Origin of the sequence: Pseudoalteromonas sp. S4492 (assembly GCF_005886115.1) — a bacterium.
Taxonomy (GTDB): Bacteria; Pseudomonadota; Gammaproteobacteria; order Enterobacterales; family Alteromonadaceae; genus Pseudoalteromonas; species Pseudoalteromonas gelatinilytica.
In genome coordinates this window covers 99,659-118,303 of sequence record NZ_PNCP01000039.1, presented here as the reverse complement: position 1 = coordinate 118,303, position 18,645 = coordinate 99,659, and the positions used below count along the sequence as shown (strand labels likewise).

Below are 18,645 nucleotides of genomic sequence, written 5' to 3'. Positions count from 1 at the left end.
AGACACACCCTTATCCTAGCTACAAGTGCGCTACAGTATACATAGACCTTATGGTGAGGGGAAGATCTTGCGACACTTGCTCCTTGTGATGCGATGGTTAGTAGCTTGCATAAGGCACAACAGGTTTACCCGGGAATGCCAGCTCGCTATACACCGGATTAAAGTAATAACGGAAGTACAGCTGAGCGTAATTCGGTTCATAAAAATCGGCTCTATCTAGGTTGAAGTAACCACCAAAGAACCAATGAGGCGTGAATCGATACTCAAAACTTGCCCCTAAGTTATACGATAAGCCACTGCTGGTATCGCCCTCAAAGTAAGGCACAACACCCGTTACAGCTGTTTGAGCTTCTGCTTGGCCTTGCAAAATAGGGTCGTTCGGGAAAAATGCGATGTCGTCAGTGGTGGTGGTAGACCAAGACACCCCAGCCCGAAGCCTATATACAAAATTATGACCAATTCGTTTATCAAAAATCACAGGTAAAGACGCGCCCAAGTAGTTTTGTGGGCTGTAATAGCCACCATGCCCCCAGGTTTCTTCACTTAAATTATACTTATATGACCAGTGTAATAAGTTAAGACCTAGGCTTAATTCGGTGTTTCTTTCGCGAATATAGCGATAGTAACTCCCCCCCATTAGGCTGTAGCTTTGGTTGTCTTTGACATTTTTACCTTGCAAGAGTTGATAGTTGGTACTGCCCCAAAACCCCCAATCTAGGCCTAGGTCATGAGATAGATTAAGTTGTAATTGCGTAGCTCTAACACCGCCCCATACTTGGTTGGTAAAGACATCTTCAAGTCCGGCGTAAGATAATACAGAGCTAGTGACTGGGCGTTTATTAAACGTGACGCCATAACCAAAGTCGCCTAAATCACCTTTGTAATTAACGCCCCACACGATATCTTCGACTAAAAAGCCAAGTGGAGTGGTACCAACATCAATGCGCCATTGCTCGTTTTGCCAAGCAAGGCCAATATCCATACCTTGTTGCTTTGGTTTTATGCTTAAAAGTGGGCAGTCAAAAATACAGAGGGCCCCTTGACCATAGCGGCTACCTGCAAAGGTTTCATCAAAGCGGGTTTCTTGGCTCGATATCGTCATTGGGTCTAATTTCACAATCCCAGTGCCACCCCACAGTGGAAAACCGGCTTCGATAGGCGTTGCACCAGCGCCGAGGGTTGACTCATTTTGCGTGCTTGTTTGGCTACTTAAGTTGATAGCGGCTGTGATATAGGCTTGTTCATCGCGCTCGATGCTTTGTAATTGGCGCTTGGCATTATTGACATACCATGCTTCATTTTCATCAAGGGCATACAGCTCATAGTGCTGCTCATCGCTTAAGTTGCTCGTTGCCGTATCTGGATCAACTGCCGCGCGGTACCAGTTTTGAGCAAGCGTAGTTTGTTGCTTAGCTTGTGCAACCGCTGCCGCTTGATAATAAAGTTCTTGGTTATTGTTTGATTTAGCCAGCAATATTTCAGCTAGATTAATGGCACTTTGTGTATCTTCAAATTGTTCAAGTGCGGTCATTAATTGCTGCTGACGATAGCTTTGTTCACTTGAAACCTGATTAATTTGTCCAGCAATGATGCGATTAGCTAAATCATCTCTTTGCTGCTGACGAGCGAGTGTCGCAATAGCTAAAGCAGTATCCGTTGAGACAGTTTGCCCATTTGCGATGTGTTGCTCATAGCGGCTAATAGCTTCTTTACTATTGCCTTGCTCGATATGAGCATTGATCAGCGCCTCTGACAGTTCTGGGTTATCAGGGTAGCGTGTTGCAAGCTCTGAGAGCTTAGTAACTCTAAGATTACTATCACTAAAGCGATTAACGTAATTAACTTGAAGTGCTAACCATTGTGATTGCTCTGCATCGGTTGCGTTACTCGGCAGGTGATAGTTTGCAAACCAGCTATCAGCAGTGTTTTTATCGTTGCTTTCAATTAGCCAATTAGCATAAGTCATATGCCAATAAGGGCTCAAGCTTGGGTCACGATTGAGGGCTTTTTTCAGTTGTCTAATCGCATACTGCTGCTCATTAATTTGTTGCCATTGGCTGGCAAGCTCAGCTTGCATTAAAGGTGTTAATGGCTGTGCTTCTAACTCGGTAAGCTTATAAATCACCGTGGCTTTATTGCTAGCTGTGTTGTTGGCAGACAGTCTTTCTAGCTTAGTATTAATACTCAATTGTTCTGTGAGTACATTGATTTGTTCGGTGCGTGCGTTATTAGGAATGTAATCTAAGGTTGCCAATGCTCCTTGATAGTCATTCAACGAACGTAAAAATAGGGCATGGCTATAACGTAAATCTGCATCTAGAGGAAATTGCCACAAGGTTTTTTTATACAGCGCTTTCGCATGATCAACTAAACCCTGTTGCTGGTATAAATTTGCAAGGTCGTAATATAGCCAGCTTTGACGAGGGCTTTGTTTAATTGCCATAAGTAGCACATCAACCGCTTCATCAAGCTTACCTTGTGAAGTTAGTTCGTCTGCTCGAGCTCGCAGTTGCTGTGTTTGTAATAGGGTGTAATCTTCGGTCAGTAGCGCTTGTTGCTGACGAGTTAAGCTATTATAAAATTGATGACTACGAGCATAATTGCCATCTGAGGCCGTTAATTCGAGCATGGCACGCAAAGTAGGCTGTTGCAGAGGATCGTCTTTTAGCACTTGCTTATAGAGATTCATCGCGTTTTGGTATTGCCCAGCTTGTTTGGCAAGTTCAGCGCGGTAAAACAACACGGTATTAGGGTCTTCATTTAACGTATCTGCTAAATCAAGCTTAAGTGCAGCCTGTTTTAACTCATTGCTACTAATGGCCGATTTAGCTTCATCAATGTATTGCCAAAAACGTGCGGTATTGGCGAGACCTTTTAATACCGTTATGCGGTTTGCATCTATGCTGTATTGTTGTGCTTTTTTAAAGTACTGGTAGGCATTGGCATTCCTGCCTTGTCTTAAGTTTAATAAACCTAGGCTATTGTATATTTCAGGATCTTGAGGACGCCCTCGCAGAGCTTTATTGAAGAGCTTTTCTGCCGTATCAAAGTGACGTTTTTCAAGTTCGACACTGCCTTTGAGCCATGCCTGATAAGCAGGATCCGCTTGCTTTTTTTGTTCAGCCAAATGTGCTTTTTTAAAGTCACTAAATTGCAGCTGACCTTTACTGCTTTTAGGGTAGGCAGCAAAGTAGTCTTGATAAGCAAGCTTAGTGTGTTTATTAAGCGGCATGTTTTCAAGCGCTGCAAGCCAAGCAAATTCGGCTTCTACACCATATTGATTGCTGTGTGCATAGTGGCTAAGTAGCTTAATGGCTTCTTTATTCGTTGGGTTCTGTTTTAATAGATGCCTTGCATAGGCAAGCTCAAAACGGCCACTATGAGGGTAGCGTTTCATTAAAGAACGATAACCGCGCAGTGCTTGTTGATACTGACTTGAATCTTGAGCAAGCCAGTTGATGTGCTCAAGCTCATATTCAATATTCGGGTAAGCAGATTTAAATAGGCGGTTGTATATTTGCACTGCTTCGCTGTACTGACCAGCTCTGGCACGAAGCCTGGCTTGTTGAACCACTTCTTTGTCTTGATTATTGACTCGTGCGAGCATAGTTAAGCTTGTTATACACGGATGCGACATCTTACTGAGCTCTGCTAAACGTGCATTGGCTTTATCGACTTCTTTTAGGCTATATAAAACACGCACCTCTGCGCATTGCACTTGGGTGTTTTTAGGTGCAATGCTTTGCAGCTTTTCTAAGCTGTCGCTCATCAATTGATTATCACGCTCAATTTCACCTAGTTGCACTTGGCTAATTAACCAATCAATTGATTGACTATCAAGGTCCTTGTTAACTGCTGCGGATGCACTGGAGCTTGCTAAAACTGCAGCAAGTAGCCACTTTATCGGCATTCATTGCTCCAGTTAGTTGTTAAGGCGCCGTTTTTATCAATACTAAAGCGTTTGTTCAATGCGCTATTACCAAATAAATACAACACGCTGTCGTAATAGCGGCTGGTGGTAAAGCGGGTGTCCATCATAATTTGCTGCTGTAACGCAGTGACAGCTTGTGATGCACTCTCTTCAGCAAGCAGTGGTAATAAAGCAGCAACAAAACCACTTGGGGCATTGCCAGCTGTACTGCCCGTGACGGCATTGGTTTCTAATGGCACTTTGCCTGAAGAGACTATGCTATCAATAAAGGGTTTAAACTGCTTAGCAAGGGCATTTTTATAAGGTGCATCTTCTGCCATCATGCTGGCCCAAAGATAAACGCGGATTGCATTGTAACTACCTGTGGCTGGCGTGCTTTTATCATGATAAAAGCCTTTTTCAACGCTGTAATTAACCCAGTCAGGGCTCATGCCTTTTGGTGCTGTATCTATTAATAACTGCGCCGAGTTATCGTGTAATGTTTGCCAAGGCGAGTGAGGGTATAAATGTGCAAATTGCGCAAAAATAAATAGCGGCGCATAACTTGGATTTAATTTCCAGCTACTGTCTTTTTCAAAGCCTGATGGCCCAGGTAACAAGGTCAGGCCAAGGTTTGGTATCTGCGCGGTTTCTTCACGAATAATGCGCTCAGCAAGCACTGAGCTGAGCACTGCGTAGCGTCTTTCATTCCATAAAATAGCCGCTTGTGACAGGGTATAAGCAATCCATAAATCTGAATCAGAAGCTGGATTAGAATCAATAATTTGCCCTTGGCTTTGTTTAATGCCCCATTGCCATGCTGGTAAACGGGTACTTAAATCACCTTCAGAAAGGTGTACTTCAGTCCATTCAAGTAACTTATCGAAGCTGGCTTTATCATTGGCAAGTAAAGCAAAGAATAACGCATAAGATTGCCCTTCTGAGGTGGTGATGTCGTATTCACTGCCTAAATCAATTACGCGTCCTTCAGGTGTAATGAAGTGGGTTTTAAAGTTATTCCACTGCGGCCAAGCGCTACAGCTTAATTGGGCTAAGGCACTGCTTGAAAAAACAAAAACGAATAGTAAAGAAGCGATAGTTTTCATTATGCCTGATCTCCTTCAGATAAACGTTTTTTGGTCAGTAGCGCAAGCACTCGCCACAACATAAATGAAATAAGTAGTAGTGTAAGTAGCGACAGAATCGCTAACAGGACTGGGCGGTCTGAAAAGTGGAACCAAATAAGTGTATGAATAGGCACATGACCAACAAAATACTGCTCATCTGTTTTAATCGTTTTGATGCCTTGGCTATTGATAATGGCGGAGCTTCCCATTATTTGAGCAGTTTTATCTTCATTTAATAAGGCATCAGTGAGTAGCGCATATGCACTTTCATTACTGGCAATTAAAGATACCACTGAACGGTCTGAATCGAATGGTGACTGAAATCCTGACATCACAGCTAAACGACCAATGCTGCTGATGTTTATTTTAATTTTTTCAGCGCCTTTTGTGTCGTATGCACCATTGTAGATAGCTTGATCAACAATGCGTTGGTTGTTGTTGATAAGCACACTTAGGGCGCTATCTTTGGCAAGGGATGTTAAGAATGAATCAGCCTTACCAATGATAATAATGTCCTTATCGTTTAGCGCTAATTGGTTACTTGGGAATTGAATTTCTAAACGGTGCGCAGGGTAGCCGGTAATAGCGCCTAAATGACCCGCAAAATTAAGCAATAAGCTAATCGCGTTAACCGAGGCGTTAGCTTCCATCACTAAAGTACTTTGGTGTAAATCGGCATATTTTGTAAATGGAAAACCACCACTTGCAAAGGCACGTAAGTTTGGCATGGCAATATAGTGATGGAAGTCACTCACATCAATCGTAGAGCTGCCGTCAATAGCGCCAAATTCACCACCGGCTGGAATGGCACTACATTCACCGGTTTTCACAACAGCAAAGTTAAAGTCATAAGTCAGCTGGTTATTTGTTGTTAAATCTAACCCTGTTAATTCAAAGTCTTGACGAGTTTGAGTTGGATTAAAATCTGATAGAAGCGGCAACAACGTATTGGTTGTTATTGTTTTACCGCCTTCGTTATCAAGAATAAAACCATCCACAAACTTACCGTTGATCAGCATGTTCAAACGCGACAACATGTTTTGTTCAACAGGTGTGTTGCGATAATTCAATGTAATCGGAATACCATTTTCACGCCAAGTAAATAAATCGGGTGCAAAGCGTAAATCTAAACGAACTGGCAGACCGCGATAACCTTCTGACTGCAGTTGAGTAGGGTATTCAATAAACTCATCAAAGCTCACTGGGCGATCAGAGCGCACCCACAGTGGGGCATCGTAGGCTTTTCTAAGTGGTAAATTGCTAATTGCATCAATGGTTGCGCTGCGACCTGTCATCACTTTATAACCAAAGACTAAACCAACAACGGCTTCTTTTAATTGCGCCGTGTCTTTACCTAAAACAAGCAGTACCTTGGCGTAACGGTGAGTTGGGCTGCTGATTATTTCGACTGTTGGTTTATCAACATTAGGGTAATTTAATAAAAAGTCAGGCTTGTTGTCATTGGTGGCAAAAACCACACTATGCTCTGTTGGGGTGGCATTGATTTGCACTGGGAACTGCGCTTTGCGCCATTTTGCTTGCGCGCCAAAAAAGCTTGATAAGGTTGTGGCAGCTTCTAACGTATTTTCATCGGGTTGTGATGCAAAAACGAATGGCAAAGTGACCTTATTGTAGTCGCGAGAGTCAAAAAATGGTGCAGGGAAATACTCTAACAAGCTTTCAAGTGCCAGTGCTTGACGGTCAATAGAAATACGGCTGCTTTTACTCAGCTCAGCCCAAATTGCATTACTATAATCATCCTGACAAACCATGTCGTAATAACCCACTAACTCAAAACGAATTTGGTTAAAGTCTTTAATTAATTTAGGGTTAAGCACGATGCTACGCTCAGCGACAGTGCCGATAGGCGTGTTCTTATCATCGATAGGCAACACAGTAACAAGATTTTCATTTAAGAAAATTTTTAAATGTGACACACGACCTATCAGGGATGGTGACGTGGTATATGAAAAATCGAGGGTTAGTTTTTTACCTAACTTATCAAGACGGTTCGTAAAATCAACGCGGGTACTATTGCTCACACCATCAAGTTTAAACTTGCTTAATCCAAGCTTTTCAAAGCTTAGCGTCATGCTTTCAATTGGCGCTTGTTCAGGATAACCATGATCAAAAATCGCTTTATTAGAAAGAGGCTCAGCACTTATCGCCCAGCCAGATAAGCTGAGTGTGATAACAGCGAATAACAAGGTTAAAAAAGTTCTTATCATGATGTTTTTAGTACTTTTGTTGGTTTTTTGGGTAATAACGACGCCACAAAGTACAAGACTCTTGATGCAAACGCAATCGCGGGTCTTAATTCATTTGGGGCATGGAAAATCAAGTTCTTAAAGCCTTTAATACTGGTATAAAAAACGTGAGAAAAGCTATACGAAGGCTTGTCGTGTTTAAAGTTTTCTTGCCAATCAAGCCAAGCATCAGCACGTGAGAAAGTGCATTGAATAAAGGCTGTTTGTTTTTCTAAATCTAAATCTCTGAGGGTCAGACCCAACTGCTTATCGCGGGTGTTACAAATATAGGTCGGGAATGAAAACTGTTTCAAGCCACGACTCATTAGCAGCTCTACCTTATCATTTACACGGCACAGATGATTGTGTTCAGTTTCAAGACCAACGCCATTATTTGAGTAGTCCGTAATTTTCACTTTAATGGTGCGGCCATTGGCTAGGCGAATAGCCGCAGGGAAATTTGCTTTGATACGGTGTGAGCTACGTACTTGTTTCGCTTCAGCGGCAACAGCCACAGCAGCACCCAAAATTATCACGTTATAGCTTGCCCACAGCATACTAATGACGAGTACGCCTATTTGTGAACTATCGCCGAAAAGCAATCTAAATACGCCGTAGGTCATACCTAACACGTTAACCAGTAACAAGATTATATAAGGCTTCGAAATCGTCCAGTCGTAGTGATCTTGCTTGTTTAAGCCACCTTTTTCGGTCACGTTAAACTTGCCCTTATTCGGGTTGATAAGCGCAACTGTAGTGGGTTTTAAAATATACCAAGCAAGTACTGATTCATAAACTTCGCCCCAAAATGAATAGCGGTACTTTCCTTGAATTCGGGAATTGGTGATTTTTACCTGTAACAGCGTTGGCACAATATAAAGAAAGATAGCAACAAACGGTGCATAGATAATTTGCGCATTGAAATAAATTAATGCCAGCGGCGCGGTTAAAAACACAATGCGCGGGATACCCGATAAAAAGTGCAACATAGCGTTTAAGTAACACAGTCGCTGTGCAATATTTAAGCCCTTACCAAACAGTGGGTTATCTAATCGGAATATTTGCGCCATGCCGCGTGCCCAACGAATACGCTGGCCAACGTGGGCAGATAAGCTGTCAGTGGCAAGGCCTGCAGCTTGCGGAATATTAATGTACGTTGTTTTGTAGCCTGCGCGCTGCATTCTAAGCGCGGTATGGGCGTCTTCTGTGACGGTTTCTACCGCAAAACCACCAATTTCTTCAAGGGCACTACGCCTTAACACAGCACACGAACCACAGAAGAAGGTTGCATCCCACATATCATTACCATCTTGGATTAAACCATAAAACAGCATGTTTTCATTAGGGATTTTTCGATGGTTCTTTAGATTGCGCTCAAATGGATCGGCAGAGAAAAAGTGGTGAGGTGTTTGTACTAAACACACTTTACTATCATTGATGAACTGCCCCATTGTCATCTGTAAAAATGAGCGAGCAGGGATGTGATCACAGTCAAAAATAGCGATGTAGTCACCATTCGTTACTTTCATCGCATGATTCATGTTACCGGCTTTGGCATGTTTGTTATCAGGACGAGTTAAATAACCAACACCAATTTGCTTTGCAAATTCTGCAAATTCAGGGCGCTTACCATCATCTAAAATATAAATATTTAGCTTATCTGCAGGCCAATCAATACTTTGCGCAGCAATCGTGGTGGGTTTTACTACCTCTAATGGCTCATTATAAGTCGGAATATAAATATCAACTGTTGGCCAGTTTGCTGTGTCTTTTCCTAATGCAATGGGCTTGCGGTGCAGTGGATTGATGGTTTGGAAGAAACCTAAGATCAGAACTAACCAAGCGTAACTTTCAGCAAGCAATAAACCAATCCCGAGTGCAAGGGCTAACGGGTCCCCCCAGTTCAGGGTATCTGTGTAGCGCCACCATAGATAACGTGTTGACGTTGTCACAGATAGGGTGATCATCACAATGGTTGCTATTTGTCCTTCAACACGTCTGAGTGAATAAGCAACCACCAAAATTAAACTAATGAACACTGCTTGTGCTTCAATACTAAATGGTACGGTGATAAAAACAGCTACAGCAAAAATAAGTAGGGTTAAAAACGCGACTTTTAAGGTGCTATTTTGCCAAATGGATGAGCGACTCACCGCTTTATATGATTTAGTTTTGGTTTGTTTTTTTGCGACTAACCAAAGTACTTTAAATGAGCGTACAAGCTTGCTGTCTGCCAGTCTTAATAAGCGTGCAGAGCGTGTTATTTTGCGCCAAGTTTTACGCTGTTCAATGGTTATGTGCTGCTGTGAGGTTGTGGTGGTGTTGAATAGCGCAAGATAAATACTTTGCAATACAATTCGAACACAGTTACTCGGTGTCAAAACAGGTTGAGATACATGGGGGTATAAACGCTGTAATTTATGTTTAATTTCTCGTTTTTTGTTGTTATCTAATTTAATAAATAATGACAAAAAAAGCACAAAGAAAGGCAGTAAAAATGCACCCAACAAGCTCATTTTATGTTGATTGTAATAACCATGAAACTTAATGAATACAAACCGTACAAGCGGCTTGGTTAAAACTAAGCTTAATAGCACTTTTAATAAGCGTTGCGATACACTTACAGAACTTATTTTATTGCTCATTCTGACTCGCACGGCTTACAAGCCAACCTGCTAGCGTTTCAAAATCGTCATTAGCAACGCTATACGGTGCACAGTTAATCGCCACATTGCGAAACGCGGTGGCTTCTTTGATCACTTCATCTTTGTTGATATATAAAGGCGCAATTAACGGCAGTTCACTTTGCCAAAGCTGCAATAGATCTGATTCAAGCTCAGAGGCAGAGTTATATTTATTAGTTAAAAAGTAATGCTGCCATGATGACTCTGCCTGTTTAAGTGTGTTTAAACGCTTGAAAGCAAAGCTGTGACAAATAGCATCACAATTAATAATCTCAAGGAATATATCGTCTTCATTTAGCGGGTAGCGATGCACATCGACATGGGCAGGGCAGTCAAATAAAAACCAGCTGTCATCGCTGTCATTAAGTTGCTGACAGCTCTCGATAATGCTCGAAAAGTCTAAGCCTAAGTTCGAGCGGCTACCATAAGGTAAAAACCTTACACCATCGTTATCTTGGTGGAACTGCTCACATGCTGAAGCGAAGTCTGGGTAATCGCTCCAGCCAAGCAGATGCTCCCAGGCAAGTCCAAGGTGTAGGCCTAAGTCGCCTTTAGGGTCTAAATCGATGGCATACACAGGCACATTTGATTTTCTTAAGGCGCAAGCAAGATTGGCCACAATCGATGTTGTACCTGTCCCGCCTTTAATTCCTTTTAAAAAAATCCGCTTCATTTATGAGTCTTTATTGCGCTTTTGTTAATTTTTTTAGTGCTCTGTGTTTGTGTCGTTGCTAATGCAATATCGTTAAGCAAAGGGTATTTTTCAATCGTTTTGCGATTTTTTTCGACATCAACAATTTCAACATAATCTGTTTCCTTGCCACCAAATTGACGTAACAACTTCTCAATATCATATTGAGTTAAGGTGTGTGAATTTTTTACTGCAAAGTCATTCATCTAAAAAACCGTAATGAGAAAAATTAGCTTAAAAATGTTCACGATCCATGGACATAATTTGCATTATATATAGAATAGCGTTTAAAACTAGTACTAAAGTATCTTTTTTAAGGGTTTGTTAGTGCCTCATTTAAATATTACAGGACTAAACGGAGCTTTCTCTGAGCTTAAGCGAGGCGCAAATTATGCTTTACTTGCCCCGCTAGATAATCAGCTATTAGAGTTAACAAGGCATCTTTTAACCAATCATAAAGACTCGGTTTTTTTGCTCTCTGAACAAGTCGAACTATTTTTCGAAGGAGAGGGAAGCGAGTTATTGTTCACTTTGTTCGAACAAGGGGTACTACGTCCTTTCCATTTACATCATAATGAGAATGTATCAAAAAGTTTGCATTTTTCCCGTGGTGTTATTAACGAAATAAAACAGTATGAGCAACTAAAAAACAGTACGGTTATCGTGCATGTCGATTCAGAGCAGTTAGTTTCCTTGAATGAGCAACAGCTTGGTGAAAAACTCAAGCTTTATCTGGCTTTGTCACAGTCAAAAAATGTCACTTTAGTGTTTTTAATGTCAGGAGCCCATGTCAGTGAATTGAGGCGCCAGTTGTTAGCTTTAAACCGTTTCTTTGACGGCTTAATTTACATGACTCAAGAAGCATCTATCCGTACCCTTGAGTATGATTATTGGTGCCACAAAGAAGGTGTCATTGCTGGACGCTCAGTCAATTTGCAGCTTTATGATGGTCAGCTTGCATTAATTGAAGAAGAGCAAGAAGCCGATGAAAAGTCGCAGCCAACGGCTCAAGATTTTGATGAAGACGAGGTATGGCTAACTCGCAGTGCTGTGCCTGAGGGGACAAAGCTCCCTGTTTTTTATAAAATTATTGATGACAATGATGCTCTTTTTTCTAAAGGGCTAACTAAAAAGTCAGCGACCTTAGTATTTGCCGTTAGCCGCTACACTGATTTAAAAGTATTAGCCAAAGATTGCTTCTCTCTTCGTAAAAAATGTGGTCGTCGGTTGAAATTGGTTATTCAAAATGTTGATGGCATTATTCGCCATCAAGATGAGTGCCTATTTTTAACCTTAGGGGTTAATCTTATTTTATATAGTTATTCTGAGCCTTCGCGATTACTGTCACAAATTCAGTCAATTCAAGGGTTTCAGTTTTCAAGACCCCTACCAAAATCGATTGATGATGTTCTAAAATACAGTGAAAATGTATTGGCTAAAGGGTATTTACCTCCTGTTAAATTCGCAGAGCAGGTTGCGAAGCATAGTGATTCTGCTGCCAACCTTGGCGTAAGCGGCGTACTTGTTTTGATGCAGCTTTTGCCACGTATTGATGCGATACACCCATTGCATTTATTCCATGTAAAGCGCGAAGGGGATATTTTTAGTTTTGCTGATGGTACGGTTTATCTTTACCTACATGCTTGTCGAGAACACGATGTTGAAAGCGCAATTAAGCATTTATTTAAATTACAGGTGAGTGACTTCTTTATGTCAAAAAATGTCATTGCTGATCATTTTTATATTCAGCAAGAATGTCGCCGCATGCAACGTCATTTTGCTAATACTGAAATAACAGACTTTACTCAGCAATTACAAGAAAATGTAAGCTATATTTTTGACGCAAAAGCATCAGATATAGCAAGTTTAAACACTGAAACACCGGAATTTAAAAAAGTGATTCGACCTATATCCGAGCCAGTAAAAGTGACCTTAAAAGGTGAACTATCATGAGCTTAAATCAGTTTTTTATAACTTTTATCATCGCAATGTTAATCGGCATTCTGCTGAGTAATACAGGTAAGTTATTGTTTAAAAAAGCAGTCGTGCTATACCGAAAACTAACATTTAGGCATGTATTATTAACGCCTTATACGCCAAGACGACTCAAAAAGGATAACAAGTGAGGCTTTCAGGATTAGGTTTTTGGAATTTATATTTTTTAGTTAAGTTTGTTCTGTATAGCCGAGGTGATATTTCGTTTGATTTATTTGCAAACTTAGCTTTTTTTGCATTTCTTGCTATCTCTTTTCAACATATTTGGTTGGCTCGCATTAAACAGATTCTGAGTGTGGTAATTGGTGTTGCCTTGTTGTATCACGATTCATGGTTGCCCCCGATTTCTCGGCTCACCAAGCAAGCTGGCAATGTACAAGATTTTAGCATCGGCTATTTTTTTGAGATCACGTCGCGCGTTATTAGTTTTGATTTGATTTTTGCGCTTTTCGCTTTGGTGGTTTTTTATTGGTTTACTGTAAAGTGGTTACGTTATACCAGTATTTCTATTATTGGTTTTCTTTATGCGTATTGGCTCGGTGGGTCAGCTGCAGATAATGAGGTTCCACCTCAGGTTGCAACCAATAGCCACGTTGTACAAAAACAAGTTCCCGTTTTAGTCTCTGACACTGCAGCGCAAAAGACGCCAGATCAACAGTTACAAGACTTTTACCAGCAGCAAAATTTATTACAAAGTCAGTTCCCAAATGCATTTAATGGCCAACCATTTGATGTCGTTGTATTGAATATTTGCTCTTTAGCGACAGCAGATTTAAACGCCATCGGTGTCGAACCCCGTAATCTGTTTGCTGATTTTGATATTTTGTTTAGCCAATTTAACTCAGCAACGTCGTACAGTGGTCCTGCTGCAATTCGTTTATTACGAGCAAGTTGTGGGCAGACAAGTCAAGAGCAACTATTCAAACCGGTTGACGAGCAATGCCAACTATTTACTAATCTTGCTGAACTTGGCTATAAAACCAGTGTGGCGCTAAACCACGATGGTCATTTTGATGACTTTATAGGTTTGATCAGGCAGTACGGCGGTGTGTCTGTGCCGAAACTGGATTTTAGTCAATTTAGTGCCGCGCAATATGGTTTTGACGGCAAACCGATTTATTCTGATGCAGATATCCTTACTAATTGGTTGAAAAAGCAAGGTTCTAGTGAGCAACCTAGAGCTCTTTATTACAACACCATTAGCTTACACGATGGCAATCAAATTGCGGGTCGCGAACGGATGAATAGCTTGGCAAGTTATCCGCTTAGACAGCAGCGCTTATTTAGCGATATTGATAAGTTTATAACTGAGTTAGAAGCACAAGGTCGCAACGTGCTGTTGGTGGTTGTGCCAGAGCATGGTGCGGCACTGCAAGGCGATAAACTACAATTTTCTGGATTACGTGAAATCCCGAGTCCATCGATAGTGTCGGTGCCTACGGCAGTAAAATTCATCGGGCCTGACATTAAACATAATGGGCTTAATGTTGTTGATGAGACAATGAGCTATTTTTCTCTTTCAGAATTAATCAATAACACGATGAAGCTCGATTTGTTCACAGGGACGGTACCCATTAATCGCGTGCTTGATAATTTACCGACCTCAGCCAAGGTCGCCGAGAATCAAGATACGGTTATGATGTACATAAAAGGGCAGCCTTACATTCAGTTGGATGGGGGAGAGTGGACCAAGTATCCGACTAATTAAGTTCTTTTGTCCAAAATTGTTTACAATAGACTACCCAGTTGCAGGGAGTTAGCGTATTATTCTCATACTATAGGTTCCCGTTTTTTGAGGATGTAATGCGTTTAGATATCCACTGTGCTGACCGAATTGGTATCGCACAAGAGATTCTCAATATCTTGGTGAGTTACCAGGTTGATTTAAAAGGCATCGAGGTAGATTCGGTTAATTGTCGAATGTACGTCAGCTTTCCGCCTATTGAATTTGAACAATTCCAAAAAATCATGCCATCTATCCGTTTGATAGATGGTGTGAAAGACGTTCGTACGACTGCATTCTTACCTTCTGAGCGAGAGCATAATGAGTTAAATACATTACTGCGTGCCTTACCTGATGGTGTTATATCTATTGATGCTAAGGGCTGGGTGCGTTTATGTAATGATGCTGCGTGTCGTGATCTGCAATTATCTGAAAGCGAAGTGATTGGCGCTAACATCAATAACTTGCTTAAAGGTTTTAACTTTACGCGTTGGCTTGAAGGCAAAGAAGTTCTTGGTCAAACTACCCGAGTTGAAGTCGCAGGTGAGGACTTTATTGCTGATATTCTGCCTATTTCAGTACCACAAGGTGCTGAAGGGGATGTGTTAGCCGGCGCTGTAATCAACATCAAATCACAAAGTCGCCTAGGTCAACAAGTCAGTGCGTTTCGTCGTTATGGCCAAGAAAGCTTTGCAACCATCCATAATTTTAGTACTGCAATGCGCCGTGTGGTTCGTGAAGCGCGTAAAATGGCACAGCTTGAAGCACCAATCCTGATTACTGGCGAAACCGGTACTGGTAAAGAGTTACTTGCTCGTGCTTGTCATTACGCCTCAAACCGCTCAGTAAAACCATTTATCGCTCTGTCGTGTGCTTCATTGCCTGATGATGTCGCTGAGTCTGAGTTATTTGGTTATGCAGGCTATGAAGAAAACGCGGCACCAAAACGTGGCGTTTTAGAGCAAGCTGATGGTGGCACTGTGTTTTTAGACGAAGTTGGTGAAATGTCGACTCAGTTGCAAACTAAGTTACTGCGTTTTTTACAAGACGGTACCTTCCGAAAAGTGGGTGATGAAAACGAAGTAAAAGTAAATGTGCGTATCGTAGCTGCAACACAAAAAGACTTACCTGCAATGGTGCAAGAGGGGACATTTAGAGAAGATCTCTATTACCGAATTAATGTTTTAACCTTAGAGATTGCCCCATTACGTGATAGAAAAGCTGATATTGGTCCGTTAGCAGAGCACTTTATTCAAAAGTATGCCCAGCAAAATGGTCATTCTGTGCCAGTGATGTCTGAAGATTGTTTACGCTTTTTACAAGATTATCCTTGGCCGGGTAACGTGCGCCAATTAGAAAATGCGATTTATCGTGCTGTGTCGTTGTTAGATGATAACGAACTGCGTATTGAGCACTTGCAGTTACCGACATTTACTCATGATCTAGGTTATCTTGAGTCTGACTTTGAAGGAACCTTAGACCAAGCGGTTAAACGTTTTGAGGCGACATTACTTCGCAAGCTTTATCCTGCTTATCCAAGCTCTCGTCAATTAGCGAAAAGGTTAGGTTTGAGCCACACCGCAGTGGCAAACAAGCTGCGCGATTATGGGATTAACCGTAAGACAGTGAAGGTTTAATTATATAGCTTAATTAAGCAAAAAAGGCTTAGGTAAAACCTAAGCCTTTTTCTTTTCGATTAAAAACTATTGCTTGGTACCCATGTCTTTGGTAACACCATCAATGGCGATACTTTTTATACCTTCATCGTCGAACTTAATAACAACACTGATGTTATTGCGGGCAAAAAAGTAGTCTCGATTATCAAGGCTGATAACATAATCACCTTTGACTGAATCGCTGAATTTGCGCTTTTCGAGTTTTAGGGTGTGATCAGCAATCTGCCAGTTGAAGCCTTCAATAAAGCCATTATTAAATTCCTGAACCCATACCTGTTGCTCGTCTTTGCTGAGTGTAATCGCCACTGAGTATGACTCAGGTAATGACATATCATAACTTTTATCACCAATAGTGAACTTTTCAGCATCTTGTTGCCAAGCAAAGCCAAATTTAAAGGCTTTTTCAACACCCGTTGGGTACTTTAAGGTTCCATCCCCAGCAAAGTTAAAATCTGCAAAGGCAGAGCTGGTAAATAAACTGGCTGAGAACAGAGTGACCAAACTAAATAATTTCATTAGGTTATTCTTTTTTTATACTAATATATGCACAGATTAGAGCAGAAAATTCGCCTTAGCAATATGCTGTGATACACTTTGTTCATTATCAACTGGTTAGACCTTTACTGTGAACCTCTATTTTCGACTAATACTGCTGTTTTTTAAAATTAAACGTAATCGTGATTATCAACAATTACTAGACACGATTGATATTGAATTCAAAGCGTTACCGACCGATTGCGATATTAACTTTCATCTGACCAATTCTCGCTACTTAGCAATGATGGATCTTGCCCGTACTTGGATGACTGAGAGAGTGGGCTTGCTAAAGCACATTATGAAGCGCCGCTGGTTCCCAATCGTTAACGCGACAGCTATTACCTACATTCGTGATATTAAACCAATGCAAAAGTACACCGTTAGTACACGCTTGGTTGGTTGGGATCATAAATACTTTTACATTGAGCAAAAGTTTCACTCTGAACGAGGCTTACATGCGATTGCTTATGTGCGCGGTGTATTTAAACGTAAACAAGGTGTTGTCAGCGTTGAAGAGATGCTTGAAGTTGCAGGTTTTAGTGGCGTAGCACCTATTTTGCCCGCAGAAGTGATGCACTGGAAAGAGATGTTAGAACAGAAGAAACTCACAAATAAGTGATACCTCAGGTTAGTTAAAAAAATGCCAGCTAAGCTGGCATTTTATGGCTTTATAAACAGTTTACTCTGCTGCGCAAACTGCTTCACTAACAAACGTTAAGTCGTTTACGTGTGCTGGGCCATCCATTACGAATGTCGCTTCAGCGGTATTTTGATCTAAGGTATAAATTTTCGCGTTTTCGCCGTTTTCTCTACCTGATATGTAAATTGTACCGTCATCTGCAATCGCAATGCCTGACGCCCAGTTTACACCGTGCTCACCGATTTGAGTTAACTCAAGGCTGCCTTCATCTAATGTGTAAAGTGCTTTACCAGTTAATACGTAAAGTACGTTGTAGTCACTTGAATAAGCGATGTCGCCATCAGAGAATGAGTCGCCTTCATACGAAAGCTTACCTAATACCGTTTTCTCGCCTGTAGTTAGGTCAAAATCATACATGTATGTCTTGCTTGTCGCACGTAAAGACAGACCGTCTGCAGTCACTGTTGAGCGGTAAATTGGGAATGATGTCGCATCTGCAACCTCAGCTTGCGTGTCGGTAGCTAAATCTAAGCTATAGATTTTTGACGCTTTGCTGCTGCTATCAAGCTGCTCCATGAAGTACAGCATACCGTCTTTGCTAGCAATATTTGATGCTGTATTGTTTAGACCAGCAACAACCGTTACAGCGCTTGATTCTGGGTTAAAGTGATACACATAGCCTTCAGTCTCAGAACCAAAGTTATTAATACCATATAAACCGGTTACAACTGCACATGGTTCAGGTACCTCAGTTACTACGACGTTATCGATGAATGCACCTACTGAATCAGATGTACCCGCGCCTGCAAAGCTCAACACTGAGCTTGCGCTGTCAGCTTCAACTGTAAAGCTGTATTTAGTCCAGCCTTTTGTGCTGCTGTTGACAACTGCTAATGATTCACCATTCCATAAAACTTCTGCTTTGTTTGTTTCTTCATTACCTACTACACGCGCAGAGTAATAAAAGCTCAATTCGTACTTTTTACCAGCTGCTGTCGCAAGAGCTTGTGTGATGCTGTAGTTAGATCTTGAATCTAGCTCAATGTGCTGCTCACCATCTTGTGCTGGAATAATCCCAAGTTTATTCGTTTGAATTTCAAATCTAGCGTTAGCGCTTCGAGTCCAACCAGGAATTGCATCAAATAACTGCCATTGACCATTGTGATCGGTCACTGTATCTGTATTTTCAAATGATCCGTTTTCTACTAAATTTGTGCCTGCCATTGCAATACCTGACGCAATAGCTAAAGGTAATAATGCTAGTTTAGTAACCAAGCTTTTCATGACACTCTCCGTTATGTGATTAACATAAAATTAATATTGAATAGTATAATTTTACTGCTTTAAAAGGCTTTTGTTCAATTAAGGAACAAGCCGTATTTGCGGTGATTTTACGTTTAATCGGTTAACTTTATG

General features: G+C 41.2%; 12 protein-coding genes. 4 read left to right on the top strand and 8 right to left on the bottom strand.

Features of this window, described 5'->3' with window-relative positions:
• Positions 1–97: 97 nt before the first annotated feature.
• The 6 genes from CWC28_RS13160 to bcsR are packed head-to-tail and all read right to left on the bottom strand — an operon-like array spanning position 98 to position 10,864.
• Entirely contained in the window at positions 98–3,910 is a 3,813-nt protein-coding gene (locus tag CWC28_RS13160; RefSeq protein ID WP_138625252.1) for a cellulose synthase subunit BcsC-related outer membrane protein, read from the bottom strand.
• Positions 3,901–5,016, bottom strand: a complete 1,116-nt coding sequence (bcsZ, locus tag CWC28_RS13155) for a cellulose synthase complex periplasmic endoglucanase BcsZ (RefSeq protein ID WP_063700252.1) — start codon at positions 5,014–5,016, stop codon at positions 3,901–3,903. Before bcsZ ends, CWC28_RS13160 begins: the two co-directional genes overlap by 10 nt.
• Complete coding sequence (gene bcsB, locus CWC28_RS13150) at positions 5,016–7,265, bottom strand: cellulose biosynthesis cyclic di-GMP-binding regulatory protein BcsB (RefSeq protein WP_105181110.1); 2,250 nt, start codon at positions 7,263–7,265, stop codon at positions 5,016–5,018. Before bcsB ends, bcsZ begins: the two co-directional genes overlap by 1 nt.
• Positions 7,262–9,928, bottom strand: coding sequence for a UDP-forming cellulose synthase catalytic subunit (gene bcsA, locus CWC28_RS13145; protein WP_138625251.1), 2,667 nt, complete (start codon positions 9,926–9,928; stop codon positions 7,262–7,264). The genes bcsB and bcsA overlap by 4 nt, the downstream gene beginning before the upstream one ends.
• Positions 9,918–10,640: a cellulose biosynthesis protein BcsQ gene (bcsQ, locus tag CWC28_RS13140; RefSeq protein WP_063700246.1), complete on the bottom strand. Its 723-nt coding sequence runs from the start codon at positions 10,638–10,640 to the stop codon at positions 9,918–9,920. The genes bcsA and bcsQ overlap by 11 nt, the downstream gene beginning before the upstream one ends.
• Complete coding sequence (gene bcsR, locus CWC28_RS13135) at positions 10,637–10,864, bottom strand: BcsR/BcsP family cellulose biosynthesis protein (protein ID WP_063700244.1); 228 nt, start codon at positions 10,862–10,864, stop codon at positions 10,637–10,639. Before bcsR ends, bcsQ begins: the two co-directional genes overlap by 4 nt.
• Before the next feature lie 121 nt (positions 10,865–10,985).
• On the opposite strand from bcsR, the gene bcsE reads away from it, so the two are divergent.
• The 3 genes from bcsE to tyrR all read left to right on the top strand — a co-directional run bounded on the left by bcsE (position 10,986) and on the right by tyrR (position 16,013).
• On the top strand, positions 10,986–12,611 hold the full coding sequence (gene bcsE / locus CWC28_RS13130; RefSeq protein WP_105174657.1) for a cellulose biosynthesis protein BcsE: 1,626 nt from the start codon (positions 10,986–10,988) through the stop codon (positions 12,609–12,611).
• A 169-nt stretch (positions 12,612–12,780) separates the two neighbouring features.
• A complete protein-coding gene (bcsG, locus tag CWC28_RS13125; protein ID WP_063700240.1) occupies positions 12,781–14,361 on the top strand; it encodes a cellulose biosynthesis protein BcsG in 1,581 nt (526 codons plus the stop codon).
• Between the two features lie 95 nt (positions 14,362–14,456).
• On the top strand, positions 14,457–16,013 hold the full coding sequence (gene tyrR, locus CWC28_RS13120; RefSeq protein ID WP_054561931.1) for a transcriptional regulator TyrR: 1,557 nt from the start codon (positions 14,457–14,459) through the stop codon (positions 16,011–16,013).
• Positions 16,014–16,079: 66 nt separating this feature from the next.
• On the opposite strand, the gene CWC28_RS13115 is transcribed toward tyrR, so the two are convergent.
• Positions 16,080–16,568: a hypothetical protein gene (locus CWC28_RS13115; protein WP_054561930.1), complete on the bottom strand. Its 489-nt coding sequence runs from the start codon at positions 16,566–16,568 to the stop codon at positions 16,080–16,082.
• A gap of 109 nt (positions 16,569–16,677) precedes the next feature.
• Between CWC28_RS13115 and CWC28_RS13110 the strand changes: the two genes are divergently transcribed.
• Positions 16,678–17,208 (top strand): thioesterase family protein, encoded by a 531-nt coding sequence (locus CWC28_RS13110; RefSeq protein WP_063700236.1) that lies wholly within the window; start codon positions 16,678–16,680, stop codon positions 17,206–17,208.
• Positions 17,209–17,268: 60 nt separating this feature from the next.
• Here CWC28_RS13110 and CWC28_RS13105 read toward each other — a convergent pair whose 3' ends face one another.
• Complete coding sequence (locus CWC28_RS13105) at positions 17,269–18,513, bottom strand: DUF642 domain-containing protein (protein WP_063700234.1); 1,245 nt, start codon at positions 18,511–18,513, stop codon at positions 17,269–17,271.
• Between the last annotated feature and the right edge of the window lie 132 nt (positions 18,514–18,645).

Bases quoted from the DNA above. Each gene is read 5' to 3' on its own strand.
- CWC28_RS13160 (WP_138625252.1), bottom strand. From the start codon at position 3,910: ATGCCGATAAAGTGGCTACTTGCTGCAGTTTTAGCAAGCTCCAGTGCA.
- bcsZ (WP_063700252.1), bottom strand. From the start codon at position 5,016: ATGAAAACTATCGCTTCTTTACTATTCGTTTTTGTTTTTTCAAGCAGT.
- bcsB (WP_105181110.1), bottom strand. From the start codon at position 7,265: ATGATAAGAACTTTTTTAACCTTGTTATTCGCTGTTATCACACTCAGC.
- bcsA (WP_138625251.1), bottom strand. From the start codon at position 9,928: ATGAGCAATAAAATAAGTTCTGTAAGTGTATCGCAACGCTTATTAAAA.
- bcsQ (WP_063700246.1), bottom strand. From the start codon at position 10,640: ATGAAGCGGATTTTTTTAAAAGGAATTAAAGGCGGGACAGGTACAACA.
- bcsR (WP_063700244.1), bottom strand. From the start codon at position 10,864: ATGAATGACTTTGCAGTAAAAAATTCACACACCTTAACTCAATATGAT.
- tyrR (WP_054561931.1), top strand. From the start codon at position 14,457: ATGCGTTTAGATATCCACTGTGCTGACCGAATTGGTATCGCACAAGAG.
- CWC28_RS13115 (WP_054561930.1), bottom strand. From the start codon at position 16,568: ATGAAATTATTTAGTTTGGTCACTCTGTTCTCAGCCAGTTTATTTACC.
- CWC28_RS13105 (WP_063700234.1), bottom strand. From the start codon at position 18,513: ATGAAAAGCTTGGTTACTAAACTAGCATTATTACCTTTAGCTATTGCG.